Source organism: Telluria sp. LT1R51-2, from assembly GCF_059685775.1.
Window position 1 is genome coordinate 2,321,955 of sequence record NZ_JCASIM010000001.1, and the last position, 24,943, is coordinate 2,346,897.

18 protein-coding genes are annotated in these 24,943 nt (G+C 66.0%); 9 read left to right on the forward strand and 9 right to left on the reverse strand.

The features are described 5' to 3' along the window. Nucleotides 1-51: 51 nt before the first annotated feature. The 4 genes from AC56LH_RS10130 to AC56LH_RS10145 are packed head-to-tail and all read right to left on the reverse strand — an operon-like array spanning nucleotide 52 to nucleotide 4,842. Nucleotides 52-444 (reverse strand): RidA family protein, encoded by a 393-nt coding sequence (locus AC56LH_RS10130; protein WP_499645822.1) that lies wholly within the window; start codon nucleotides 442-444, stop codon nucleotides 52-54. 21 nt (nucleotides 445-465) lie between these two features. Continuing rightward, nucleotides 466-1,632: an acyl-CoA dehydrogenase family protein gene (locus AC56LH_RS10135; RefSeq protein ID WP_499645823.1), complete on the reverse strand. Its 1,167-nt coding sequence runs from the start codon at nucleotides 1,630-1,632 to the stop codon at nucleotides 466-468. Then, nucleotides 1,632-2,471: an enoyl-CoA hydratase family protein gene (locus AC56LH_RS10140; protein ID WP_499645824.1), complete on the reverse strand. Its 840-nt coding sequence runs from the start codon at nucleotides 2,469-2,471 to the stop codon at nucleotides 1,632-1,634. Before AC56LH_RS10140 ends, AC56LH_RS10135 begins: the two co-directional genes overlap by 1 nt. 40 nt (nucleotides 2,472-2,511) lie before the next feature. Further along, nucleotides 2,512-4,842, reverse strand: a complete 2,331-nt coding sequence (locus AC56LH_RS10145; protein WP_499645825.1) for a bifunctional salicylyl-CoA 5-hydroxylase/oxidoreductase — start codon at nucleotides 4,840-4,842, stop codon at nucleotides 2,512-2,514. Between the two features lie 250 nt (nucleotides 4,843-5,092). Between AC56LH_RS10145 and AC56LH_RS10150 the strand changes: the two genes are divergently transcribed. The 4 genes from AC56LH_RS10150 to AC56LH_RS10165 all read left to right on the forward strand — a co-directional run bounded on the left by AC56LH_RS10150 (nucleotide 5,093) and on the right by AC56LH_RS10165 (nucleotide 12,871). After that, the gene (locus AC56LH_RS10150) at nucleotides 5,093-7,321 is read left to right on the forward strand and encodes a hybrid sensor histidine kinase/response regulator (protein ID WP_499645826.1); all 2,229 of its coding nucleotides are present in this window, start codon (nucleotides 5,093-5,095) and stop codon (nucleotides 7,319-7,321) included. A 166-nt stretch (nucleotides 7,322-7,487) separates the two neighbouring features. Further along, the gene (locus AC56LH_RS10155; RefSeq protein WP_499645827.1) at nucleotides 7,488-9,806 is read left to right on the forward strand and encodes a putative bifunctional diguanylate cyclase/phosphodiesterase; all 2,319 of its coding nucleotides are present in this window, start codon (nucleotides 7,488-7,490) and stop codon (nucleotides 9,804-9,806) included. A 63-nt stretch (nucleotides 9,807-9,869) separates the two neighbouring features. After that, entirely contained in the window at nucleotides 9,870-11,516 is a 1,647-nt protein-coding gene (locus AC56LH_RS10160) for a Na+/H+ antiporter (RefSeq protein ID WP_499645828.1), read from the forward strand. A 104-nt stretch (nucleotides 11,517-11,620) separates the two neighbouring features. Continuing rightward, nucleotides 11,621-12,871 carry a DNA topoisomerase IB gene (locus tag AC56LH_RS10165; RefSeq protein WP_499645829.1) on the forward strand — a complete coding sequence of 417 codons (1,251 nt, stop codon included), beginning with the start codon at nucleotides 11,621-11,623 and terminating at the stop codon, nucleotides 12,869-12,871. Between the two features lie 21 nt (nucleotides 12,872-12,892). On the opposite strand, the gene pncB is transcribed toward AC56LH_RS10165, so the two are convergent. The 3 genes from pncB to AC56LH_RS10180 all read right to left on the reverse strand — a co-directional run bounded on the left by pncB (nucleotide 12,893) and on the right by AC56LH_RS10180 (nucleotide 16,439). After that, on the reverse strand, nucleotides 12,893-14,080 hold the full coding sequence (pncB, locus tag AC56LH_RS10170) for a nicotinate phosphoribosyltransferase (RefSeq protein WP_499645830.1): 1,188 nt from the start codon (nucleotides 14,078-14,080) through the stop codon (nucleotides 12,893-12,895). Between the two features lie 61 nt (nucleotides 14,081-14,141). Beyond that, on the reverse strand, nucleotides 14,142-14,672 hold the full coding sequence (locus tag AC56LH_RS10175; protein ID WP_499645831.1) for an SET domain-containing protein: 531 nt from the start codon (nucleotides 14,670-14,672) through the stop codon (nucleotides 14,142-14,144). Nucleotides 14,673-14,747: 75 nt separating this feature from the next. Continuing rightward, on the reverse strand, nucleotides 14,748-16,439 hold the full coding sequence (locus AC56LH_RS10180; protein WP_499645832.1) for an AMP-binding protein: 1,692 nt from the start codon (nucleotides 16,437-16,439) through the stop codon (nucleotides 14,748-14,750). A 159-nt stretch (nucleotides 16,440-16,598) separates the two neighbouring features. On the opposite strand from AC56LH_RS10180, the gene AC56LH_RS10185 reads away from it, so the two are divergent. The 5 genes from AC56LH_RS10185 to AC56LH_RS10205 all read left to right on the forward strand — a co-directional run bounded on the left by AC56LH_RS10185 (nucleotide 16,599) and on the right by AC56LH_RS10205 (nucleotide 21,305). Further along, nucleotides 16,599-16,865 carry a hypothetical protein gene (locus AC56LH_RS10185; protein ID WP_499645833.1) on the forward strand — a complete coding sequence of 89 codons (267 nt, stop codon included), beginning with the start codon at nucleotides 16,599-16,601 and terminating at the stop codon, nucleotides 16,863-16,865. Between the two features lie 107 nt (nucleotides 16,866-16,972). After that, on the forward strand, nucleotides 16,973-17,866 hold the full coding sequence (locus AC56LH_RS10190; protein ID WP_499645834.1) for an SPFH domain-containing protein: 894 nt from the start codon (nucleotides 16,973-16,975) through the stop codon (nucleotides 17,864-17,866). 12 nt (nucleotides 17,867-17,878) lie between these two features. Beyond that, nucleotides 17,879-18,073 carry a type II toxin-antitoxin system antitoxin gene (locus AC56LH_RS10195; RefSeq protein WP_499645835.1) on the forward strand — a complete coding sequence of 65 codons (195 nt, stop codon included), beginning with the start codon at nucleotides 17,879-17,881 and terminating at the stop codon, nucleotides 18,071-18,073. 43 nt (nucleotides 18,074-18,116) lie between these two features. Beyond that, nucleotides 18,117-18,878 (forward strand): fumarate/nitrate reduction transcriptional regulator Fnr, encoded by a 762-nt coding sequence (gene fnr, locus AC56LH_RS10200; RefSeq protein ID WP_499645836.1) that lies wholly within the window; start codon nucleotides 18,117-18,119, stop codon nucleotides 18,876-18,878. Between the two features lie 159 nt (nucleotides 18,879-19,037). Continuing rightward, complete coding sequence (locus tag AC56LH_RS10205; RefSeq protein ID WP_499645837.1) at nucleotides 19,038-21,305, forward strand: penicillin-binding protein 1A; 2,268 nt, start codon at nucleotides 19,038-19,040, stop codon at nucleotides 21,303-21,305. On the opposite strand, the gene AC56LH_RS10210 is transcribed toward AC56LH_RS10205, so the two are convergent. Then, the gene (locus AC56LH_RS10210; protein ID WP_499645838.1) at nucleotides 21,306-22,142 is read right to left on the reverse strand and encodes a metallophosphoesterase; all 837 of its coding nucleotides are present in this window, start codon (nucleotides 22,140-22,142) and stop codon (nucleotides 21,306-21,308) included. A gap of 51 nt (nucleotides 22,143-22,193) precedes the next feature. Next, complete coding sequence (locus AC56LH_RS10215; RefSeq protein WP_499645839.1) at nucleotides 22,194-24,461, reverse strand: catecholate siderophore receptor Fiu; 2,268 nt, start codon at nucleotides 24,459-24,461, stop codon at nucleotides 22,194-22,196. Nucleotides 24,462-24,943: the final 482 nt, after the last annotated feature.

Genomic DNA, 24,943 nt, shown 5'->3' on the forward strand with positions numbered 1-24,943 from the left:
CAAGACCATGAATGGCCCCCATGCGGGGCCATTCGCTCGTCCGGGCAGCGTTCAGTCCGGAATGATCGCCGTGACCTCGATCTCGACCCGCGCGCGTTCTTCCATCAGGCCCGCCACCTGCACCGCCGTCATCGCCGGATAATGGCGCCCGATGACCTCGCGGTAGGCCGCACCCAGCGCCGGCCCGGCATCGAGATATTCGCGCTTGTCGAGCACATACCAGGTCATGCGCACGATGTGCTCCGGGCCGGCCCCGGCTTCGCGCAGCACGGCCACGATATTGGCCAGCGCCTGGCGCGACTGTCCGACGAAATCGTCCGTCTCGAACCGGCCCGCCGGCGTCCAGCCGACCATCCCGCTGACATGCACCTGCCGGCCGCGCGCGACGACCCCGTTGGCATAGCCTTTCGGACGTGGCCAGCCAGGCGGCTGCAAGAATTCCATGGCGTCTCCCGGCATGCGGTCTCAGTGGTGCGGCGCGAGCAGTTCGCGCGCGATGATCAGGAGCTGCACTTCGCTCGCTCCCTCGTAGATGCGCAGCGCGCGGATCTCGCGGTACAGGCCTTCGACGACCTGGCCCCGTTGCACGCCCTGCCCGCCAAACAGCTGCACCGCGCCGTCGATCACGCGCTGCGCCGATTCGGTGGCGGCCAGTTTGGCCATCGCCGCTTCTTTTGTCACGCGCTTGCCGCTGTCGCGCAGCCACGCCGCGCGGTAGGTCAGCAGCGCGGCGGCGTCGATCTCGAGCGCCATCTGGGCAAGCCGGGCCTGCGTCAGCTGGAAGTCGGCCAGCAGTTTGCCAAACATGGGCCGCGCCTGCACATGTGCCAGTGCTTCGGCCAGCGCGCGCCGCGCGAAACCCAGCGCCGCGGCTGCCACCGACGTGCGAAACACGTCGAGGGTGGCCATCGCAATTTTGAAGCCATCGCCTTCGGGCCCGACCAGACAGGCGGCCGGCACCCGGCAACCGTTGAAGTTCAGGCGCGCCAGCGGATGCGGCGCGATCACATCGATGCGCTCGGCGACTTCCAGGCCAGGCGTGGCTGCATCGACAATGAAGGCCGAGATGCCCCGCGCGCTGCGTTCGACCGCATCGCCCGTGCGCGCGAACACCACGTAGAAGTCGGCGATGCCGCCATTCGAAATCCAGGTTTTTTCACCATCGAGCACCCAGGCATCGCCATCGCGCCGCGCGGTGCACTGCAGGGCCGCGACGTCGGAGCCGGCGGCGGGCTCGGACAGCGCAAAGGCGGCGATCGCGCTCCCCTCGGCCACGCGCGGCAGCCAGTTCTGGCGCTGCGCGGCACTGCCGAACAGCGAGATCGCGCCGCTGCCCAGACCCTGCATCGCAAATGCAAAATCGGCCAGGCCCGCATGGCGCGCCAGCGTTTCGCGAATCAGGCAAATGGCGCGGGTGTCGATGGTGGCGTGCGCGCCGCCATGCTCGACACCAGCCACGGCGTGGCGCAGCCAGCCGCCCTGGCCCAGGCGCGCGACCAGTGCGCGGCAGACGGCGTCGACATCGGTCCCGTGTGCATCGGCCAGGTTGGCGGCCGCCCAGGCGTCGAGTTCACGTGCCAGCACGCCGTGGTGCTGCTCGAAAAACGGCCAGTCGAGATGGTCACGTTCCATCAGTTGCCCTCGAAGCGCGGCTGCTGTTTGCCGACGAACGCCTGATAGGCGCGCTGGAAATCCTGCGTCATCATGCAGATGGCCTGCGCCTGCGCCTCGGCCTCGATGGCTTCGTCGACGCCCATATTCCATTCCTGCTGCAGCATCTTCTTGGTCATGCCGTGCGCGAACGTCGGGCCGGTGGCCAGCTGCGCGGCAAATTCCTGCGCGTGCGTGAGCACCTGGCCCGGTGCGCACAGGCGATTGAAGAAGCCCCAGCGCTCGCCCTCTTCGCCATCCATCGCGCGGCCGGTGTACAGCAATTCGGCCGCGCGGCCCTGGCCGATCACGCGCGGCAGCAACGCGCAGGCGCCCATGTCGCAGCCGGCCAGACCCACGCGCGTAAACAAAAAGGCGGTGCGGCTGCGCGCCGTGGCATAGCGGATGTCTGAGGCCAGCGCCAGGATTGCACCGGCGCCGGCGCACACACCATCCACCGCCGCGACGATCGGCTGCGGACAGGCGCGCATCGCTTTCACGAGGTCGCCCGTCATGCGCGTGAAGGCGAGCAAACCCGGCATGTCAAGCTGCGTCAGCGGCCCGATGATCTCGTGCACGTCGCCACCCGAACAGAAATTCTCGCCCGCACCGGTCAGCACGACCGCCTTGACGTCGTCGGCATAAGCCAGCGCGCGAAACAGGTCGCGCAGCTCGGCGTATGCGGCGAACGTGAGCGGATTCTTGCGTTCGGGGCGATCGAGCGTCACGGTCGCCACGCGCGTGGCGGGATCGAGCGACCAGCCGACGTGCTGCGCCGCGTAGCCGGTCAGGCCCGTTCGATTGCCCTCTAGATCATGCATGCAGTGCTCCTGAGGACGCATTGGAAAATGGAAGAACCCGTCACTTGCCCGGCTGCCTGCGCGCCAGGCTGCGCTCGAGTTGCTGCTTGCCGGGCACATACTGGCGCGGCCACGCGGCGCCAGTGTAGCCGATGCGCGCCGCCTCGTTCAGCGTCCAGGCCGGATTGGCCAGATGCGGGCGGCCCACCGCGCACAGGTCAGCGCGACCGGCGGCGATGATGCTGTTGACGTGGTCGGCCTCGCTGATGCCGCCGACGGCGATCGTCGCGATGCCGGCCTCGTTGCGGATACGGTCGGAAAACGGCGTCTGGTACATGCGCCCGTACACCGGCTGCTCGGCCTTGCTCACCTGCCCCGACGAACAGTCGATCATGTCGGCGCCGGCAGCGCGCAGCAGCCGCGCGATCTCCACGGCGTCAATCGGTGTGATGCCGCCATCGACCCAGTCATGGCTCGAGATGCGCACGCTGATCGGCAGATGCGCCGGCCAGGCCGCGCGCACGGCGGCAAACACGCGCAGCGGAAAGCGGCAGCGGTTTTCGAGACTGCCGCCATAGGCATCAATGCGCCGGTTGGTCAGCGGCGAGATGAAACCCGAGAGCAGGTAGCCGTGCGCACAGTGCAGCTCGAGCCAGTCGAAACCGGCCTCGCTCGCGGCCAGCGTGGCGCGCACGAAGTCGGCTTCGATGCGTGCCATGTCGGCCTCGCTCGCCTGGCGCGCCACCTGCGACACGCCGGCCAGATACTGCTGCGGCGACGCCGCCACGAGCGGCCAGTTGCCGTGCGCGAGCGGCTGGTCGATGCCTTCCCACATCGGCCGGGTCGAGCCCTTGGCGCCCGCGTGCCCCAGCTGGACGCCAATTTTTGCGTCGCTCGCCGCATGGACAAAGTCGACGATGCGGGCCCACGCCAGCGTGTGTTCGGGCAGGTACAGCCCGGGGCAGCGCGGCGTGATGCGCGCGTCCGCTGACACACAGGTCATCTCGGCCAGTACCAGGCCGGCGCCGCCCAGCGCGCGCGCGCCGAGATGGGCCAGGTGAAAGTCGCCCGCCACGCCATCGACGCACGCGTACTGCGCCATCGGCGAGACGACCACGCGGTTCTTGAGCAGCACGTCGCGCACCCGCAGCGGCGTGAACATCGGCGGGGTGAACGCGGTCGGCGCGGCCACGCCGGCCAGCTTTGCTGCCTGCGCGGCAAAGCTGGCCTCGAAGCCCTTTATATAGGCGGGGTCGCGCAGGCGCAGGTTTTCATGCGACAGACGCTGGCTGCGCGTGAGCAGCGAGTAGGCGAAACCATCGACCGGCATGGCGCCGTAGCGGGCCACGTTTTCAAACCACTCCATGGAATTGCGCGCCGCGCTTTGCAGCTTGCTTACCTCGGTCACGCGCGCCGCCTGATAGCGTGCCAGTGCCGCATCGAGGTCGTCATCCGGTTCGACCGGCAGTTCGGCAGCCAGCGCGATCGCGTCTTCCAGCGCCAGCTTGGTGCCCGAGCCGATGGAGAAATGCGCGGTGTGCGCAGCGTCGCCCAGCAGCACCAGCGGCACGCGCCGATCATCGACGTCGATCGCACCCACCCACTGGCGACAGGCCAGACGCGCAAAGCGCTGCCACATGGCCGCGCCGCCACGGGTAGCCTGGGTCAGGAGCGGTGCGCCATCAAGCAGGCGCGCGAACAGGCGCTCGCAAAACGCCAGCGTGCTTGCGGCGTCCAGGTCGGCCAGGCCGCTGGCGCGCCAGGTCGATTCCAGTGTCTCGACGATGAAGGTTGCATTCTCGTCGTCGTATTGATAGGCGTGGGCCTGGAACCAGCCATGTTCGGTCTGTTCGAAGGCGAACGTGAACGCGGCGAAGCGGCGCCGGGTGCCGAGCCACACGTAGCGGCATCGCCCCTCGTGCAGGTCTGGCTGGAACACGGCGGCGTGGCGGGTGCGGATCGCGCTGTGCACGCCGTCGGCGGCCACCACCAGGTCGGCGCCATAACTGCGCGCCAGCGCCACGTCGTCCGTCACGCCGGTATCGAACACGAGCGCCACGCCCGCTTCTTCGCAGCGCGCCTGCAGGATGCCGAGCAGGCGCTTGCGCGCAATGCCGCAAAAACCGTGGCCATGCGAGGTCACGGTCGCGCCGCGGATCAACACGTCGATCGCGTCCCAGCGATTGAACGCAGCTTCGATGGCGCGCGCGCTGGGCGCATCGGCCAACGCCAGGTTGCCCAGGGTCTGATCAGAAAACACGACGCCCCAGCCGAACGTGTCGCCGGCCCGGTTGCGCTCGACCACCGTCACGCTGCGGCGCGGATCGCGCAGTTTCATCAGCAGGCCGGCGTACAGCCCGGCCGGCCCGCCACCGATGCAGACGATGTTCATGGTCTCTCCTATACTGGCATGGCGCCTATCTTACCTGCGGCCCGGCGGACCATGTCAACGACACGTCGCGCACGCGAGACTCATCCACTGTGGATAGGTCAATTTTTAGTACAATCAGGAAACTTCGCTGCCATATCCCCCGCCACAGGTTGCGGGTTTTATCGATGAACCGTTCGCCAACCATGCTCCACAACGCACAGACAATCGCGCTCCCCGTCGTCACCTGCACGCCGTACCCGGGGTCACAGCGATGACCAAGTCACCTGGGCGCTTTCGCCTGAACAGCCTGCGCAGCCGGCTGATGCTGCTGGTGCTGCTGGCCATTACGCCAATCGCGATCGTTACCGTGCTCGGCGGGCTGCGCGAACGTGAAGCGGCGATCCGCGCTTCGGAGGACAACCTGAAACGCCTGACGGCGCTGGCGGCTGCCAACGAAGCGCAGTCGATCGACCGCGCGCGCCAGATCCTGGTCGACCTGGCCAGCGTGCCGGACCTGATGGGCGAAACTGCCGACTGCAACGCGCTGCTGGCCAACGTCCTCGATCGCAACGAGATGTATGTCAATTTTGGCCTCATCCAGCTCAATGGCGACGTCAGTTGCAGCGCAGTGCCGATGGTGCATCCGGTGAACCTGGGCGACCGCAGCCACTTCAAGCGCGCCGTCGCCGAACGCCGCTTCATCGCCGGCGACTACATTTTCGGGCGCGTGATCCGCCGCCACACGATCAACCTGACCTATCCGGTCACCGACCGCGACGGCAAGGTCGTCGCGGTGGTGTTTGCCGCAATGGACCTGGCGGGCCTCGACACCTTCGTCAACGACATCAGTCTGCCGGCCGGTTCGATCCTCGAGACGGCCGACGCCTCGGGCAAGCTGATTTCGCGCCGTCCCGATCCAGAGCGCTGGTTCGGCAAACATGTTCCCGCCCCGCTGTTCGCGGCGATGCGCGGCCCGCACGACAACGCCCGCGTGATCCAGGGTGAGGATGGCATCGAGCGCCTGCACGCATTCGCGCGCGTCGGCCCGCCGACGCTGTCCGACTACACGGTCACGATCGGTGTGCCGACCGAAACCATCACGCGCGTGGCGCGTGAGGCGCAGCTGATGTCGCTGCTCGGGCTGGGCCTGACGACCATCCTGGCCCTGCTGGCGGCCTGGCTGGCTGGCGACAAGCTGATTGTCCGGCGCGTGCGCAAGCTGATGACGGTGGCACGCCGGATCGCCGCCGGTGAACTCGACGCCCGCACCGGCATCGGATCGAACAGCGAAGAAATCGGGCGGCTGGCGTCGGCCCTGGACGAGATGGCCGAGCACCTGCAAGAGAAAGAAGCCCAGCGCAGCCAGGCTGAGCGCGAGCTGCGCGCGGCCGACCAGCGCAAGGACGAATTCCTGGCGATGCTGGCGCACGAACTGCGCAACCCGCTCGCGCCGATCAGCACCGGCGCCCATCTGCTCAAGCTGCTCCATTCGGACAATGCGCAGATCACGCAGACCTGCGCCATCATTGCACGCCAGGTCGAGCACATGACGAGCCTGGTCGACGACCTGCTGGACGTCTCGCGCGTAACGCGCGGGCTGGTGACGCTGTCGACCCAGATCCTCGACCTGCGCAAGGTGGTCGACGACGCTGCCGAGCAGATTCGCCCGCTGATGCTCGCCCGCCGCCACAAGGTGGTCCTCGACATGCCGCCGGAGCCGGCCAGCGTCAAGGGCGACCACAAGCGCCTGGTGCAGGTCGTGGCCAACCTGCTGGGCAACGCGACCAAGTACACCCCGGAGGGCGGCCACATCACCCTGCAACTGGCGCTGCATGGCGACACGTGGGTCATCGACGTGACCGACGACGGCATCGGCATGGATGCGCGCCTGGTGGAGCGCGTATTCGACCTGTTCACGCAGGCCGAGCGCACGCCGGACCGCTCGCAGGGCGGCCTGGGCCTGGGCCTGGCGCTGGCCCGCAGCCTGGTCGAACTGCACGGCGGCAGCGTCGGCGCGATGAGTGCCGGCCCGGGCCTGGGCAGCACGTTCACCGTGCGCCTGCCGTGCTACACGCAGCAGGCGCCGGCCGGGCCGGTCGCCTCGCCGCTGGCCAGCAGCGCCAGCACCGTCGGCCCCCTGCGCATCCTGGTCGTGGATGACAATCTCGATGCTGCCCACACGCTGAGCCTGTTCTTGCGCGCGAGCGGCCATACGGTCGAAGTGGTGTATTGCGCGCTGGACGCGATCGATGTCGCTGCCGTGTTCAAGCCGCAGGTCTGCCTGCTTGACATCGGGCTGCCCGACATCGACGGCAACGAACTGGCGCGGCGCCTGCGCGCATTGCCCGACATGGAGAACGCGACGCTCATCGCGGCAACCGGCTACGGCCGCCAGCAAGACCGCGAACAGGCGCGCGAGGCAGGATTCGACCACTATCTGGTCAAGCCACTCAACACGCTGCAACTGGGCGATCTTCTGGCGCAGGCAAGCCCTCACTGAAGCGGGAACCATAACTGAACCGCCCTTTCGGGCGGGGTCGTTTCATTGGCACAACAGCGCCGCAAATATTGCGTGACAGGTATCATTACGCCTGCATAGAATTTGCTGCAATAAAATTTAATATGCTCCGGAGAAATTCCGTGCGGCGTGCCGAACAGGATGCTTCATGCCAATTCCTCCAGATGACATCGCGCAGTGGCGCATCAAGGTCTTTACCACCATCCTGCCGATCGTGGTGGCGCTGGGATTCGTTGCGGCCCTGCCCAGCATCCCGCTGCTCATCAGTAAAGGCAAATGGCCGGTCATCGTCATGGACGTGGTGGCGCTGGCCTGGCTGCTGGCCATCTGGCGACTCGACCGCGTCGCGCACACGGCCCGCGTCCTCAATTTCATTGCCATGCTGTTCCTGGTGTCTGTCGGCCTGCTGTTCGCAGTGGGGCCGGTTGGCCTGGTCTACATGACCGCCCTGCCCGCGCTGGCCGTCATCCTGCTTGGCATGCGCCAGGCCCTCATCATTCTTGCGTTGGGCGCCGCCTGCGTGCTCCTGCTGGGCCTGAACGGCCAGGTGCACCTGTATGTCCCCGGCCTGGAACAGAATGGCCTGGCCTCGGCGGTCGTCGTCGTCATCAATTTCTGCTGCGTCGGCGCGTTGATCACCATCACCAGCGGCACCCTGCTCAAGGGGCTGGACCGGTCACTCCTCGAAGCGCGCACGGCCGCAGCAGGACTGGAAGCGGGCCAGTTGCGCCTGCACGCCGTCAACGATGAGTTGCGCCTGACGGCGGCCGCAGTCGCGCGCCTGAACGACATGGTCATGATCGCGCGCATGGTCGACGTGCCCGGCGCCGAGCAGCCGATCATTTTTGCCAATGACGCCCTGCTGCGCCACACCGGTTACGCGCGCGAAGAAATCATCGGGCGCAGCGTGCGCATGCTCGAAGGGCCCGACACCGATCAGGAGACCGTCCGGCGCGTGATCACGGCCGTGATGCACAAGGAAGCCGCCAGTGCCGAAATGGTGCTGTACACGAAACACGGCACGCCGTACTGGGTCGAGGCCGAGATGGTGCCGTTCTCCGGCGACAGTGGCGCGATCACGCACTGGCTGATTGTCAGCCGCGACGTGACCGAGCGGCGCAACGCCGCCGACGCGATCCATCGCCTTGCGTTCTACGACGTGCTGACCGGCCTGCCGAACCGGCGCCTGCTGATGGAGCGGCTCGATGTGGCGGTCGCCGGCGCCCGCACGGGCGGGTCGATGGCTGCCGTGCTGTACGTCGACATCGACAACTTCAAGACCGTCAACGACGCACGCGGCCATGCCATCGGCGACCAGCTGCTCAAGAACGTGGCCGATCGCCTGGTGGCGATGACGGGCGACGACGGCTGCGTGGCGCGCCTGGGCGGGGATGAATTCGTCGTCCTGCTCGACGCGCTGGGCCAGCAGGCGGACCGGGCCACCGACCGCGCGCTGGCCGTGGCCGAACGGATCCGGGCAGCGCTGGCCGACAAGATCGTCATCGACGCCCAGCGTTACTATGCCACCAGCAGCATCGGCGTGGCGCTCACCGCCCCCGGCAACGCGCAGCACACGGTGCACGACCTGCTGCGCGAGGCCGACACCGCGATGTACCACGCGAAGTCGCGCGGCCGCAATGGTGTGGCGCTGTTCGAACCGGGCATGCTGTCCGACGCCGAAGGACGCCTGACCCTCGAGCGCGACCTGGGTCAGGCACTCGACAACGGCGAGCTGTCGCTGCACCTGCAACTGCAGGTCGACGGCGCCCGCGCGCCAAGCGGCGCCGAACTGCTGATGCGCTGGCGCCGCAAGGATGGCAGCAGCGTGCCGCCCGACGTCTTCATCCCGGTGGCCGAATCGAGTGGCCTGATCGTGGCGCTGGGCGACTGGGTGCTGCGCGAAGCGTGCCTCGCCTGGCACGTGCTGGACCGCGCGGGCCACCGCTTCCCGCTGTCCGTCAATGTCAGCCCGATGCAGTTCCGCCAGCACGACTTCGTCACGCGGGTCGAAGCGATCCTGCACGAGACGGGCGTGCCGCCCGGCCAGCTGATTTTCGAGATCACCGAAGGCTTGCTGGTCGACCGGCTGGACCAGACCATCGAGCGGATGCACGCGCTGGCCGCACTCGGGATCCGCATCTCGATCGACGACTTCGGCACCGGTTACTCGAGCCTGTCGTACCTGACCCGGATGCCGCTGTACGAACTGAAGATCGACAAGAGCTTCATCCGCGACACGCCGCACGACAAGAACGGCACCGCCATCGTGCAATCGATCCTGGCGATGGCCGGCCACCTGGGCCTGCGCGTGGTGGCCGAAGGCGTCGAGACGTCGGCCCAGGCCGAGTATCTGGCCGCGCACGGCAATGCCTGCATGCAGGGCTACCTGTTCCACCGGCCGATGCCGCTCGACGCGCTGCTGGCCGAACTGCAGGCTGCGCCCCAGGCCAGTTTGTCCGCCGCCTGATCAACAGCGTCGCCACGGGCGGCGCCAATCCCTTATCATCCTGTCTCGAACAGGGAGATGTTGATGGATGAAGTAGGAATCGTGCTGGCCATGCTGCTGGCGGTGGTGGCCAGTGGCTACCTGGTGCGCATGCTGCCGTTCGCGGTGCCGCTGCCACTGATGCAGATCGCGCTCGGCGCGGCGATTGCCGGCAGCACCGGCCACGGCGTGCGGCTCGAACCGCACATCTTCTTCCTCGTGTTCCTGCCGCCGCTGCTGTTTCTCGATGGCTGGCGCATCCCCAAGGTCGGGCTGTTCCGCGACCGCTCCACGATCCTCGAACTGGCCCTGGGCCTGGTGCTGTTTACGGTACTGGGCGCGGGCTTCCTGATCCACTGGCTGATTCCGTCGCTGCCGCTGGCCGTGTGCTTTGCGCTGGCCGCCATCCTGGCCCCCACCGATCCGGTCGCGGTGTCGTCGATCGCCGCGCGCGTGCCGATCCCGCCGCGCCTGATGCACATTCTCGAAGGCGAGTCGCTGCTGAACGACGCCAGTGGCCTGGTGTGCTTCCGCTTCGCCGTGGCGGCCGCCCTCACCGGCACTTTCTCGCTGGGCGAAGCCACGCTGACGTTCCTGTGGGTGGCGCTGGCGGGCGTGGCCATCGGCGTGGGCATCACGGTGGGCGTGAGCTGGGCCCAGCGCCAGCTGGCTGCGCGCATCGGCGAAGAAAGCGGCTCACCGATCCTGATCAACCTGCTGCTGCCGTTCGGCGCCTATCTGGCAGCCGAACGTCTGGGCGCCTCGGGCATCCTGGCGGCAGTCGCGGCCGGCGTGACGATGAGCTACGTCGAATTGAGCGGGCGCGCGGCCGCCACGACGCGCGTGCGGCGCGCGGTGGTGTGGGACACGGTGCAGTTCGCGCTGAACGGCATCATGTTCGTGCTGCTGGGCGAGCAGCTTCCCGATATTCTCGAAGCAGCCCTGCTCTCGCCCGAGCTGCCGCGCGCGAACGATGTGTGGTGGCTGGCCACCAACGCGCTGGCCATCAGCTTCGGCCTGATCCTGCTGCGCTTCGTCTGGGTCTGGGTCTCGCTGCGCCTGACACTACTGAACGCCCGGCGCCAGAAGCTGCCGGAATACCGCCCCAATCCGCGCCTGATCCTGGCCACGTCGCTGGCGGGCGTGCGCGGCGCCATCACGCTGGCCGGCGTGCTCACGCTGCCGCTGGCGATGCCGGGCGGCGCGCCATTCCCGGGCCGCGATCTGGTGATTTTCCTGGCCAGCGCCGTGATCGTCGTCTCGCTCGTGCTGGCCAGCGTCGGCCTGCCGCGCGTGCTGCGCGGCCTCGAACTGCCGCACGATTCAGCGCATGAAAGCGAAGAGGCACGTGCGCGCCATGCCGCCGCGCTGGCCGCGCTCGAAGCCATCGCCAACGCACCGCCACCGCCACCCACCGCGGGCTGCGATGCGCAGGGCGCGGTGGAGATGCACGCGAGCGCAGTCGACCAGGTGCGCAGCCTGTATCAATATCGCCTGGATGGCGGCAACGGTAACGATGTCGATCCGGCGCACGCACGCGCCGCCGAAAGCGCCGAGCGGCATTACCGCCTGGCCGCGCTGGAGCATGAACGGGCCGTCCTGCTGCGCATGGCGCGCAACAATACCTTGTCCGACGAAGTCGCGCGCAAGCTGCTGCGCGAGATCGATCTGGTCGAGGCGCGCTATCGCTGAACCGGATGCGGGTGCGCCTGTCCCGCACTCCGTTATCTTGCGAACAGTGCGGGCCCTGGCCCGGGCGTAGGATCGACGCGATATCCACCATTCGCGAAACAGCCATGCCCAGCCAGACCATCGACGCCGTCGACGCACTCGACACCAAAGACTCCACCAGCGCCGCGCGCGCGGCCGGCCTGCGCTACGTGCACGATGGCCGCGCCGGCGTCAAACGCGAAGCCGTCAAGGACGGCTTTCGCTACCTCGACGCGCATGGCGCGCCGGTGGAAGACGAGACCACGCTGGCACGCATCAAAAGCCTGGTGATTCCGCCCGCGTGGCAGGATGTCTGGATCTGCGCGCAGGCCAACGGCCACCTGCAGGCAACGGGACGCGATGCGCGCGGGCGCAAGCAATACCGCTATCACCCGAAATGGCGCACGGCGCGCGATGAAGTGAAATACGAACGGATGCTCAAGTTCGGCGACGCACTGCCGGCGATCCGGCACGAAGTCGATCGCGCCCTCAAGCTGCCCGGCCTGCCGCGCGAAAAAGTGCTGGCCACGATCGTGTACCTGCTCGAGGCGACGATGATGCGGGTCGGGAACGAGGAATACGCGCGCACCAACAAATCGTTCGGCCTGACGACGCTGCGCAACCGCCACGTCAAAGTCGATGGCAGCGATGTGCAATTCAGCTTCCGTGGCAAGAGCGGTGTGTACCACAAGGTGAAGGTGCACGACCGGCGCCTGGCCGGCATCGTCAAGCGCACGCGCGACCTGCCGGGCCAGGAACTGTTCCAGTACATCGACGAGGATGGCGAAACCCACAGCGTCGATTCCAGCGACGTCAACGACTACCTGCGCAACATCACGGGCGAAGAGTACACGGCCAAGGACTTCCGCACCTGGTCAGGCACCGTGCTGGCAGCGCTGGCCCTGCAGGAATTTGAAAAATTCGACTCCGAGACGCAGGCGAAGAAAAACATCGTGCGCGCGATCGAGTCGGTGGCCGAAAAACTCGGCAACACGCCGACGATCTGCCGCAAGTGCTACGTCCACCCGGCCGTGCTGGATGCTTACCTCGAAGGGGCGCCGCTGGACGTGATGCGCGAACAGACCGAAAAGAAACTGGCCGAAGACCTGCACGCGCTGCAGCCCGAAGAGGCAGCGGTGCTGGCGATGCTGCAGCAGCGGCTCAGGCACGAAGAAGAAAAGCCACGGGCGGCGCCGCGCAAGCAGGCATCTGCCAAGACGCCAGCCAAGTCGCCAAAGAAACCAGCGGCAGCGAAACCGGCAGCAGCGAAATCGGCAGCAGCGAAACCGGCAGCAAAGAAACCGGCAGCCAAGCGTGGCGCGCCGGTCGCAGCGTAGCGCGACCCGACCTGCCCCCGCCTACAGCGGATGGTTGAACACCTGGCGCAAGTAGGCGATGTAGGTGACGTCGGTGCACTGCGACTTGCCCGGCTCGTCCGACAGCTTGGCCACCGGCTGGCCGTTGCAGCGCACGAGCTTCATGACGATATTGATCGACGGGAAAGGCGTGTCGTTGGTCAGCTTGGTGCCGATGCCGAAGCCCGTCATCACGCGGTCGGCGAAATGCCGGTACAGGCTCAGGGCCTTGGGGATGGTCAGCGCGTCCGAGAACACGAGGCGCTTGGTGCGCGCATTGATGCGCAGGCGCGCGTAGTGGGCCAGCGCCTTTTCGCCCCACACGACCGGATCGCCCGAGTCGTGGCGCAAGCCGTCGAACAGCTTGGCGAAGTACAGGTCAAAGTCGGCCAGGAACGCGTCCATGCCGACGACATCGGTCAGCGCCGTGCCCAGGTCGCCCCGGTATTCCTGGACCCAGTTCTCGAGCGCAGCGCTCTGGAAGTCGACCAGGCGGGTGCCGAAGGCCTGGTGCGCCTGCAGGTATTCGTGCGCCATCGTGCCGATCGGGACCAGGTTGAAGCGGTAGGCCAGATAGACGTTCGAGGTGCCCTTGAAATACACCGGCAGCTCGCGCGCGAGCGTCTGCACCACCTCGTCGTGCCACTCGCCCGAAAAGCGACGGCGCACGCCGAAGTCGAAGAACTCGAACGGGTTGGCGCGCGGGGCTTCTTCGCCGAACGCGCGCAGCTCGTCGATCTTCTGGCGCAGGCGCCGGCGCGCTTCGGCCATGGCCTCGGCCTGGTCGAAGCGGCGGAAATACAGCTCGTTGACGATGTAGAGCACGAAGATCTCGTACCCCATCACGTGCACCAGCGGGCCGCTGGCGCGGATGCGCAGGTGCGGGCCGTCGGTCGTGACCTCGATGAACTTGCGCTGAAAGCGGAACAGCGTGAGGAAGTCAGCGAAGTCACCCTTGATGAAGCGCAGGCCGCGCAGGTAGGCGACTTCGTGCTCGGTAAACATCATCGAACACAGGTGATCGAGCTCGCGTTCGATGTCTTCCTTGAGTTCGGCCAGCGGATAGGCCGGCTCGTTACGGCAGCGGAATTCATACTCGCCGGTTGCGCCCGGGTGGCTGTGCAGCAATGCCTGCCACATCGTGAATTTGTACAGATCGGTTTCAAGCAGGCTGCGAACTACTGGTTTCATCGTTGCTCCAGGTCGATGATGTGGCGGGCCGGCCTGACCAGGCCAGCCTGGGGGACTTGATTCACTTGCCGGCGGCTGGCGTGCGGGTGCGGCGCTTTGGCGCAAGCATCGTGCCCGTGCAGCCCGGCGTACCGCAGCGGCAGGCGAACACTTTCTTGAGCTTGGGCGTGTGGCGCTCTTCGTAGATCAGGGCGTAATTGTAGTTCAGCTCTTCACCGGCGTCGATGTCGTGCAGCGCGTGGATGTAGACCTTTCCCTCGTCTTCGTACGCTTCGCAGTTCGGCGAACAGGCATGGTTGATCCAGCGCGCCTCGTTGCCGCGCCGGCCGCCGTCGATCACGCGGCCGTCGGCCAGGCTGAAGTAAAAGGTGTGGTTGACCGGACCGCCGGCCTTCTCGGCGCGCTCGGTCGCGAGGTCCCAGCTGATGCGCTCACCACGGTACTCGATGATGCGCTCGCCCGCCGTGATGGGCTTCCTGGCGAAGACGCCGTTACCGTGGATGGGCGACTGGCGCACTTCGTATGACGGGCCGGTGTCGGCGGTAACGGTGCTGGTGTCAGCCGGCGTGGCTGGGGGTCGCTTGGTGGTCATCGAGGTGGCGCATGGGCGAGAAAAAAGAGAGCATCCATTATGGCCGCATTCGCCCGAAACGCCACGCACTCGCCGCTACACTGGAAAATCTTCCTCGCGGTATTCGGGCGCGTCGCCCGCGTCGCCAGTCCGCCCTGCTTCTTCGCGCCGCAACTCGACGCGCCGGATCTTGCCCGAGATGGTCTTGGGCAGCTCGCGGAACGTGATGCGCCGGATCCGCTGATACGGCGCGAGGCGCGCGCGGCTGAACGCGAACAGCACGGCAGCCATCTCGCGGCTCGGGGCAACCCCGGCGCGCAGCGTGACGAACGCCTTCGGCACCGACAAGCGGAGCGGATCGGGACTGGGCACGATCGCCGCTTCGAGCACGCTCTCGTGTTCGATCAGCACACTTTCGAGCTCGAAGGGGCTGATGCGGTAATCGGCCGACTTGAACACGTCGTCGTTGCGGCCCACATAAAAATAGTAGCCGTCGCTGTCGATCGCCGCCGTGTCGCCCGTGTGATAGTGGCCGGCGCGCATGACGTCGCGCGTCTTGTCGGCGTCGCCCTCGTAGCCCGCCATCAGGCCGACCGGATTGGCTGCCAGTACCACCGCGATCTCGCCTTCGGTGGCCGGTGCGTCGTCGATGTCGAGCAGTGCGATGCTGTACCCCGGCAGTGCGCGGCCCATCGAGCCGGGCTTGAGGGGCTGGCCCGGCGAATTGCCGATCTGGCAAGTGGTCTCGGACTGCCCGAAACCGTCGCGGATACGGATGCCCCAGGCGCGCTCGACCTGCTCGATGACTTCGGGATTGAGCGGCTCGCCCGCCCCCACCAGTTCGCGCAGGGCCGGTTTGCAGGCCGCCAGGTCTTCCTTGATCAGCATGCGCCAGACGGTCGGCGGCGCGCACAGCGAGGTCACGCCGCAGCGCTCGATCACGTTCAGGACGGCAGCGCCAGCGAAGCGTTCGTAGTTGTAGACGAAGACGGTGGCACCCGCGTTCCAGGGTGCGAAGAAGCAGCTCCATGCGTGCTTGGCCCAGCCGGGCGAGCTGATGTTCCAGTGGATGTCGCCCGCCTGCAGGCCGATCCAGTACATCGTCGACAGGTGGCCGACGGGATAACTCTGGTGCGTGTGCAGCACGAGTTTCGGCCGCGCCGTGGTGCCCGACGTGAAGTACAGCAGCAGCGGATCGGTGGCGAGCGTCTCGCCGTCGGGCATGAAGACGCTTACCACCGCGTGGCTGGCGGCGTAGTCATGCCAGCCTTCATTGCTGCCTTCACTGGGACCACCCACCGCGATCCGGGTAAAACAGCCCGGCAGCGCATCGAACTTGTGCGTCTCGGACGCCTGCGTGATCACGTGCTTGACGGCGCCGCGTGCGATCCGGTCGGCCAGGTCGTCGCCGGACAGCAGCATCGTCGTGGGCACCGGCACGGCGCCCAGCTTGATCCCGGCCAGCATGACTTCCCACAGCTCGACCCGGTTCGGCAGCATCAGCAGCACGCGGTCGCCACGGCGCACGCCACAGTTGCGCAGGTACTCGGCCACCTGGCTGGAGCGGGCGGCCATGTCGGCAAACGTGATCTTGTGCTCGGCGCCGTCTTCGTCGACGACCCACAGCGCGATGCCGTGGTTGTCCCGGGCATGGTGATCGAAAAAGTCGAGCGCCCAGTTGAAGGTGGTCAGTTGCGGGGGCTGGTAGTCGCGAACCGCGGTGTCGTAGTCGAGCCGGTGCTGCTGAAGGAAGTCGCGCGCCTGCACGAAGCGCTGGGTGGGCGTCATGGTGGTCTCCTGATGGGGTTGCAGGGGGCAGGCTGCGCCAGAGCGCGCGTGCTGTCGTGCTGCCACACCATCATGCCACCAAATGCGCGCGGCTTGCCAATTCCCGTAGGCGGCCCGTTTCGAGAGTAGAATTCGGCTCCAACAAACTAAAGGCACGTGATGAAAAAGACTGACATGGCAAAAGGCGACGCCAAGAAGATTCAAGGCCAGATGGCTGCCCGGGGCGCCGTCGTCGGCGCGCCAGCGAAAGATGCGGCGCCGGATCGCCGCGAACAGCGCGAACGCGACCGCGCGCTGGGACTGGTGCCGTTCGCCGTCAAGCTCAATGGCGACCTGGTGGCGCAGCTGCAAACGCTGAGCAAGGAGCGCAGCGTCGAACTCAATGCGCTGGTGGCCGAGCTGCTGCAAAAAGGCCTGGCCGACTAAGGCTGACTGGCAGTTTCAGGGCGTTCACCAAATCGCTTGACAATACTTTCTGGCAATCCTAAAGTGATATCACTTTGATGTCACACCCACCCAGAAGAGGTTCAAGCATGAACGCATCGCACACCCGCCGCGAAAAGGCATTTTCGTCCGCGAATGGCTATCTGGCTGCCTGCGCCGGCATCGTTTTCCTGCTGGTTGCGGTGTACCTGTTCAAGACCGGGATGGAGACGCCCGACGGTCTGTTTCTGCTGGGCGCCGTCGCAGTGGGAGTCGCCGGTCTGTTGTGCCTGACAGGCCTGTTCATGCTGCAGCCGAACGAGAGCGCCATCCTCACCCTGTTCGGCAAGTACATCGGCACGGACCGCAGCGAAGGCCTGCGCTGGGCCTTCCCGCTGTACGTCAAGCGGCGCCTGTCACTGCGCGCCCGCAACTTCAATGCGCCCACGCTGAAGGTCAACGACAAGCGCGGCAACCCGGTGGAAATCAGCGCGGCCGTCGTCTGGCGCGTGCGCGATACGGCGCAAGCCGTGTTCGAGGTTGACGATTTCGAGCGCTACGTCTCCATCCAGGCCGAAGCAGCGCTGCGGCACCTGGCCTCGCAATACGCATACGACGAAGGCGAAGATCTGCCGCAGGGCGAGACCACGCTGCGCGCCGGCATGGACGTCGTCGCCGACGCCCTCAAGACCGAACTGCAGGCGCGCTTCGAAGCGGCCGGTGTCGAGGTGCTCGACGCCAAGCTGACCCACCTTGCCTACGCCGCCGAAATCGCCCAGGTCATGCTGCGGCGCCAGCAGGCCGAAGCCATCATCAGCGCCCGCAGCAAGATCGTGCATGGCGCCGTGAGTATGGTCGAAGCGGCGCTGAAAGGGTTGTCGGAGCGCGGCATCGTCGAACTGGACGACGAGCGCAAGGCGGCGATGGTCAGCAACCTGCTCGTGGTACTGTGCTCGGACAAGGAAACGCAACCGATCATCAACACGGGCACGCTGTACAACTAGCGGCCGACCAGCATGGCAAGTCCAGGAAAAAAAGCATTCGCGCTACGGATCGACCCGGCGCTGTGGGATGAACTGCAGAGGCTGGCCGCGCGCGACCTGCGCAGTGTGAACGCGGAAATCGAATTCCTGCTGCGCGAAGGCCTGACGCGGCGCGGCGTGAAACTGGCCGAACCGAAGGGCCAGAGCGATACTGACGGGGAAAGCTGACAGCGGGACTATAATCGGGGCTGAACCTCTGCCGGCCTACCCCATGATCCCCGCTTCACCTTCCCCGTCCACACCGCTCGTCAACATCCAGGCGCTCAAGTCCTGCGCCGCCTGCAGCATGCACCAGCTGTGTCTTCCGATGGGTCTCGAAGACGCCGACATCGTGCGCCTCGATCAGATCATCGGGCGGCGCCGGCGGCTGGCGCGCGACGAGCGCCTGTATCAGGTCGGCGAGCCGTTTCGCAACCTGTACGCGGTGCGCTTCGGCCACTTCAAGACCTTCCAGATCAACGCCGCCGGCGAGGCGCAGATCACGGGCTTCCAGATGGCCGGTGAATTGCTCGGCATGGATGCGATCAGCGGCACCCACCATTGCGACGCCGTTGCGCTCGAAGACAGCGAAGTGTGCGAAATCCCGTTCGTGCGGCTCGAAGAACTGTTCGGCGAAGTGCCGGCGCTGCTGCGCCACTTCCACCGCATCATGAGCCAGGAAATCACGCGCGAGCAGAACGTCATGCTCCTGCTGGGGAATATGCGCGCCGAACAGCGCTTCGCCGTCTTCCTGGTGAACCTGTCGGCGCGTTACGCAGCGCGCGGCTACTCAAGCACGCAGTTCCAGCTGCGCATGTCGCGCGAAGACATCGGCAACTACCTGGGCCTGACCATCGAGAGCATCAGCAGGCTGCTGTCGCGCTTTAAAAAGCAGGGCTGGCTCGGGGTCGACAAGCGCGAGCTCACGCTGCTCGATCCAGCCAAGCTCAAGGCGCTCGCGGCGGGTACGGATGTGTGCAGCCCGATGGCATGACGCGGGCATCGATGCAGGTAGCGCGCTGCGAGCCCTCGTGGCGCAAGTTGTAATACCCGGTTTCAAAGCCAGCAGGCGCAGCCAGGCGGACGTAAGATCGGCACCGAATCGTCGTATCGATTCATTCAATACGCCCTGACTACCTACCTGACCATTGCCATGATCCCTGCCCGTCCGTTCCTGCCCTTGCTGTTGTCTGCACTGATCCTCGGTGCCCCGCTGCCGGTGACGGCGTCGATTCTGCCCGACGTGCCGGACATCAGCGCCGTCACCGACTACCGCCCGAAAATTCCGCTGCGCGTCTACAGTGCCGACAAGGTGCTGATCGGCGAATTCGGCGCCGAGCGGCGCGACTTCGTGCAGATCGCGAAAGTGCCCGCCCTGATGAAGACCGCCGTGCTGGCCATCGAAGACACGCGTTTCTACGAGCATGGCGGCATCGACTGGATCCGCGCGCTGGGCGCGGCCAAGGCCAATATCACCGACTTCGGCAGCCAGGGCGCCTCGACGATCACGATGCAGGTGGCGCGCAACTTTTTCCTGTCGCGCGACAAGACGCTGCCACGCAAGCTCACCGAAATCGCGCTGGCCTACAAGATCGAGAAGGCGCTGACCAAGGACCAGATCCTCGAGGTCTACCTGAACCAGATCTATCTGGGCCAACGCTCGTACGGCTTTTCCAGCGCTGCGCGCACCTATTTTGGCAAATCGCTGAACGACCTGACGCTGGCGGAAACGGCGATGCTCGCCGGCCTGCCGCAGAACCCATCGAGCAGCAATCCAATCACCAACCCGGCGGCAGCAAGGAAGCGCCAGCAGACGGTCCTGCGCCGCATGGTCGAATTAAAGGCGATCACCGAGCCGCAGTACCGGCGCGCGCTGGCCGAGCCGTTGACCCTCAGGCGTGACGGCGCCGGCTACGGCGGGCGCGCCGCCTGGGTCGCCGAGATCGCGCGCCAGGCCGTGCATACGCGCTTCGGCGCAGCGGCCTACGAACGGGGGATCACGGTGACGACGACCGTCATCGCCGCCGAGCAGGAAGCCGCCTGGGATGCAGTGCGCCGCAACGTGGTCGCCTATGACCGGCGCCACGGCTACCGCGGCCCGGAGGCGCGCATCACACTGCCGGCCGCAGGTGACGCACGCGACGATGCGGTGGCCGCCGCGCTGCAGAAACGCCCGGCCGTCGATGGCTTCGTGCCCGCCGTTGTCGTGAGCGCATCGGCCAAACGGGTACGTGCTGCGACGACGAGCGGCGAGACCATCGAGATCACCGGCGCTGGCCTGAAGTTCGCAGCAGGTGCGCTGGCATCTGCAGCGAAGACCGGAGTGAAACTCTCTCCCGGCGCCGTCATCCGCTTGAGCAAATCGCAAGGCGACTGGGCGATCACGCAACTGCCCGAAGTGGCGGCCGCATTCGTCGCGGTCGATGCCGGGACGGGCGCCTACCGCGCGCTGGTCGGCGGCTTTGACTTTGGACTGAACAAGTTCAATCACGTAACGCAAGCCTGGCGCCAGCCGGGATCGAGCATCAAGCCGTTCGTGTATTCGGCGGGCCTGGAACGGGGATTCTTCCCGGGCACACCGATCCTCGACGCGCCGCTCGATCTTGGCGGCGACAACGGCGCTGCCGGCTGGTCGCCGCGCAATGACGACAATACGTTCGAAGGCCTGGTAACGGTGCGCCATGCGCTGACACGCTCGAGGAACGTGCCCACGGTGCGCATGCTGCAGGCGATCGGCGTCGACGATACGCGCGCGCATCTGGCGCAATTCGGCTTCGACGCCGCGCGCCATCCGCGCAACCTGACCATGGCCCTTGGCACGGGCGCCGTCACGCCGCTGCAGATGGCGGGCGCCTACACGGTGCTGGCGAACGGTGGTTACCGGGTCGAACCGTGGCTGATCGCCCGCATCCAGGATGGTGACGGCAAGGTCGTCTACGAACACGCCCACAAGGAACCGGTGCGCGTGCTCGATGCGCGCAACGCGTTCATCACCGACAGCATGCTGCGCGACGTGGCGCGCGTGGGCACGGCGGCAGCCGCGTCACGCCAGCTGGGGCGCAGTGACCTGGCCGGCAAGACCGGAACGACGAGCAATGCGGTCGACGGCTGGTTCGCCGGCTACAGCGGTCCGGTGGTGGCGGTGGCGTGGATGGGCTATGACGAACCGCGCTCGCTGGGCGGGCGCGAATTCGGCGCGACGCTCGCGCTGCCGATCTGGGTCGACTACATGCGCGTCGCGCTGACCAAAGCCCCGGAACGCGCGCCGCTGGTGCCCGACGGCGTCGTCAACGTCGCTGGCGACTGGGTGTATGCGGAGTATGCGGATCAGCAGCAGCAGCTGGAAACGCCACCGCCGCCAGTGGACAGCATCGACACGCTGATGGAGAACCTGTCGCAGGAAGCCCCGCCGCGCGAGTGATTACAGCTCGATCACGAGCGCCGGACGATACCCTTCCTGCTCGCCCTTGCTCAGATACCCGAGCGGGTTGGCCACGACGCGGCAGCCCCACGACAGCGGGCCGTCGCGGCCCTCGACCATGTAATCGTTCGCGCAATGCAGGTGGCCATGCATCCAGACCTGCGCGCGCTTGAACAGCTCATCGAGCGAATTGCAGAAGCCGGCCGTGCCGGCCGTCTTGCCGTAGCGCGGGTCGGCGCTCTCGAGGCTCGGGGCAAAATGCGTGACGACGACCGTCTTGCCCTCGAACGGCGTGGCCAGCGCAGCGCGCAGCCAGGCCTGGCAATCGAGCGCCAGCGCGCGGATGCCCTCGGCCAGCACCGGCTCGCCATCCTTGATGGTCGTGTTCTTGCTCAGGTAGTAGTTTGCGGCGCGGAAGGCCTTGGTGCGCTGCTGCAGCTGCTTCGTCAGCGGCGCGCCCTCTTCCACCAGCGCGTCGAAGTCGCTCCACAGCGTGGTGCCGATGAAACGCACGTTATCGATCGTGACGATTTCGCGATCGAGCCAGGTGATGCCCAGGCGCGTGCAGGTTTCTTGCAGGCGCGCGTAGGTGGCGTCGTAGTCGAGCGCGTCGAATTCGTGGTTGCCGGGGATGAACAGCACCTGCGCCTGCGCCAGGGCAGGCACCAGCAGTGGTGAAAAACGTTCCAGCCCGAAGTCCTGCGTGAGCAGGCGCGAGCCGGGTTGGTACGAGCCGATATCGCCGGCCAGTACCACGACGTCCGTGCCGGGCAGGAGCTGCGGCTGGAAGTCGGGGTACCGTTCGAGGTGGAGGTCGGAAAAAAGCTGTATGCGCATGGCCGGCGAGTATAGCGCAAGCGCCCTTCGCCGGCCCGCAACGCAAGGGTTTTAGAACCCGATATTGGCCGTCAGGCTGGCCGAACGTGCCACGCCGGGCGTATAGCGGTAGCCGCTCTTGTTGATCGCGACGACATATTTTTCGTCGGTCAGGTTGTAGACGTTCAGGCGCAGGTCGATGTTCTTCGTCAAGCGGTAACCCAGCATCGCATCGACCACCCAGTACGAATCGGTGTAGGCCGGGGTACCGATGGCGCCGTCGGTGCCGCGTTTGAGCTTGTCCGAGAAGCGCGCGCCGCCGCCGACGCGCAGGCCCCATGGCAGGTCGTACGAGGTCCAGGCGGTGAACGATTGCTTCGGCGTGTAGGTCAGGCTGTTCTCGCCCGAGGCAGTCACGTTGCGGCCACGTTCGACGCTGGTGTCCATGTAGACGTAGCCGGCGCTGACGAGCCAGTGCGGCGCCAGTTCGCCCGTTGCGCCCAGCTCGATGCCCTGCACACGCTTTTCGCCCGTCTGGTAGTACTGCAGGTTGACCGGATCCTGCTCGACCTCGTTCTTGACATCGGTGCGGAACAGCGCGCCCGACAGCGACAGCTTGGACTTGAGCAGATCGAGCTTGCCGCCGAATTCCGTGGTCGTCGATTCTTGCGGATCGTAGATCGGATTCTGCGCGCTGTTGGCATTGCCCGAGACGGTGAAGTTGCCGCCCGGCGGCTGCTTCGAGCTGGCCACCATCGCATACACGCTGCTGTTGGCAGTCGGCTTGTACAGGGCCGACAGCTTGCCGTTGACCAGGTTGTCGCCGACCTTGAAGCGGTTCGCCACCAGCACGTTATTGGTCAGCGCCACGGTCGAATAGTCAGCGCGGAAATGATCAACGCGCACGCCGCCATTGATGATCCAGCGCTCGCCGATCTTAGCGGTGTCGAACAGGTACAGGCTCTGGGTATCGACCTCGCCTTCGTTGTAGGCACCGGTGCGGCGCACATTCACGGGTACGGTGGGCTGATCGTTCGGGTTCGGGTTGTAGATGTTCGCGGCCGGCAGCGTACCCAGTCCCGTCAGGCCCCAGGTGGTCTGACGCTCGCTGGTCAGTTCCAGACCGCTCACCAGCGTGTGCTTGACCGCGCCGGTGTCGAACTGCGACGTCAGCGTCGTCACGTTGGTCAGGATTTTATTTTCCTGGTCCTTGCCGGTGCGAAGGCTCCGCGCCAACGTCCACGTGTTCGGGTCGGCCGGGTTCGGTGTGCGCAGATTGGCGGCACTGGTCAGGAATGCACTGAGCAAGTAATCCTGCGATGTCTTGCCATAGCGGCTCGTGTTCTGCAGCTTCATCGTCGGCGAGAAGTCATGCTCGATGCGCGCAGTGGCCATGTCGGCTTTCACGTCGTCGTAGTCGCTTGCCGAGCCATAGAAATTCTTCGGATCGACCTTCTTGCCGCCGGTGATGAAGGACCGGGTGGGGTCCGGGCTCGTGTAGCCAGGCAGGCCGATGACGTAGACGCCACCGTCGGGGATGTTGTTCTGGTCAACGTGCAGGTAGTCGAGATGCACGCGCGTGGCGCCGTTCAGGCCAAAGCCGATGCTTGGCGCGATCGCCCAGCGCTTGTTTTCGACCACGTCGCGCGAGGCGCTGCCCGCATCCTGGGCCAGCACATTCAGACGCACCGCAATGCCGCGCTCTTCGTCGAGCACCTGGTTGACGTCGGCCGTGACGCGCTTTTGCGAGCCGCTGCCAGCGGTGATCGCGGTCGACATCGCGTTGGTTATGCTGGCCTTCTTCGACACCAGGTTGACCGAGCCGGTCGGCGAGCCGCGGCCATTGTCGGTGCCGGCCGGGCCCTTGAGCACTTCGATCTGCTCGAGGTTGAAGACGTCGCGCGAGATCGAGCCGATGTCACGCACGCCATCGACAAAAATGGAGCTGGACGTGTCGAAGCCGCGCATGAAGATCGCGTCGCCGGTGGTGGTGTTGCCGTTCTCGCCCAGGAAGAAGGCGCCCACGCCTGGCGTGTTGCGCAGCGCTTCGGTCAGCGTCAGGGCGCCCTGCTGCTCGAACAGTTCTTTCTTGATGACCTGGAGCGTCTGTGCGGTATCGACCAGGCGCTCGGTGTACTTGGGCGACGACGCCTGTTCGGCGCGGAAGGCGTTTTCGTATTTGCCGACGACCTCGACCTTGGTTTCAGGAACGACGTCGACGGGGGCCGCTGCATCGATGCCGGCAGCCTGCGCGCCGAGCGGCAGCAGGACAGCGGCCAGCGCGGTGCGCATGACCTGGTTGCGGGTGGACGAATGCTTGCGGCTTGTTATTGCTTTCATGGCGAGACGGTCTCTTTGCTGTGAGTGAGTGGAAACACTGCTTGAAAAACAATGATTCTACCGGGAATGTAAGCACATGTAAACGATAATCATTATCATTTGCATTCGTACCACAGCAGTTTGAGCTTCGTCAGGTCGGCGTGGAGTGGTGGTCTATGCCGGATGCTGCAAGTATGAAAAGGGTACGTCGCCATCGCCTGTGATCAGGCTACGCCGCCAGACCATCTCTCCGGCCAGTCTGCGCCGTGAAGCTGCAAGGCATTCTTTGCGAAATCGCCTGCAACGCGGATAATCTTCACGGCTGACACCTTCTTCATGAGATTAAAAGTCCGTTTGGCACTAACGTGTCATCAGAGAAAAGGCGAGTCATCCAGTTGTCTTACTTGGCAACTGATGTGTAGAAGCAGGCTATTCCGAACCAAAACCGACTATCCAAAGTCGATTGCATCCAGCAATCCAAAGTTGGTTGCTGTCGTCGGCCG

Coding starts and splice junctions, on each gene's coding strand:
- AC56LH_RS10130 (WP_499645822.1), bottom strand. CDS start 444: ATGGAATTCTTGCAGCCGCCTGGCTGGCCACGTCCGAAAGGCTATGCC.
- AC56LH_RS10135 (WP_499645823.1), bottom strand. CDS start 1,632: ATGGAACGTGACCATCTCGACTGGCCGTTTTTCGAGCAGCACCACGGC.
- AC56LH_RS10140 (WP_499645824.1), bottom strand. CDS start 2,471: ATGCATGATCTAGAGGGCAATCGAACGGGCCTGACCGGCTACGCGGCG.
- AC56LH_RS10145 (WP_499645825.1), bottom strand. CDS start 4,842: ATGAACATCGTCTGCATCGGTGGCGGGCCGGCCGGGCTGTACGCCGGC.
- AC56LH_RS10150 (WP_499645826.1), top strand. CDS start 5,093: ATGACCAAGTCACCTGGGCGCTTTCGCCTGAACAGCCTGCGCAGCCGG.
- AC56LH_RS10155 (WP_499645827.1), top strand. CDS start 7,488: ATGCCAATTCCTCCAGATGACATCGCGCAGTGGCGCATCAAGGTCTTT.
- AC56LH_RS10160 (WP_499645828.1), top strand. CDS start 9,870: ATGGATGAAGTAGGAATCGTGCTGGCCATGCTGCTGGCGGTGGTGGCC.
- AC56LH_RS10165 (WP_499645829.1), top strand. CDS start 11,621: ATGCCCAGCCAGACCATCGACGCCGTCGACGCACTCGACACCAAAGAC.
- pncB (WP_499645830.1), bottom strand. CDS start 14,080: ATGAAACCAGTAGTTCGCAGCCTGCTTGAAACCGATCTGTACAAATTC.
- AC56LH_RS10175 (WP_499645831.1), bottom strand. CDS start 14,672: ATGACCACCAAGCGACCCCCAGCCACGCCGGCTGACACCAGCACCGTT.
- AC56LH_RS10180 (WP_499645832.1), bottom strand. CDS start 16,439: ATGACGCCCACCCAGCGCTTCGTGCAGGCGCGCGACTTCCTTCAGCAG.
- AC56LH_RS10185 (WP_499645833.1), top strand. CDS start 16,599: ATGAAAAAGACTGACATGGCAAAAGGCGACGCCAAGAAGATTCAAGGC.
- AC56LH_RS10190 (WP_499645834.1), top strand. CDS start 16,973: ATGAACGCATCGCACACCCGCCGCGAAAAGGCATTTTCGTCCGCGAAT.
- AC56LH_RS10195 (WP_499645835.1), top strand. CDS start 17,879: ATGGCAAGTCCAGGAAAAAAAGCATTCGCGCTACGGATCGACCCGGCG.
- fnr (WP_499645836.1), top strand. CDS start 18,117: ATGATCCCCGCTTCACCTTCCCCGTCCACACCGCTCGTCAACATCCAG.
- AC56LH_RS10205 (WP_499645837.1), top strand. CDS start 19,038: ATGATCCCTGCCCGTCCGTTCCTGCCCTTGCTGTTGTCTGCACTGATC.
- AC56LH_RS10210 (WP_499645838.1), bottom strand. CDS start 22,142: ATGCGCATACAGCTTTTTTCCGACCTCCACCTCGAACGGTACCCCGAC.
- AC56LH_RS10215 (WP_499645839.1), bottom strand. CDS start 24,461: ATGAAAGCAATAACAAGCCGCAAGCATTCGTCCACCCGCAACCAGGTC.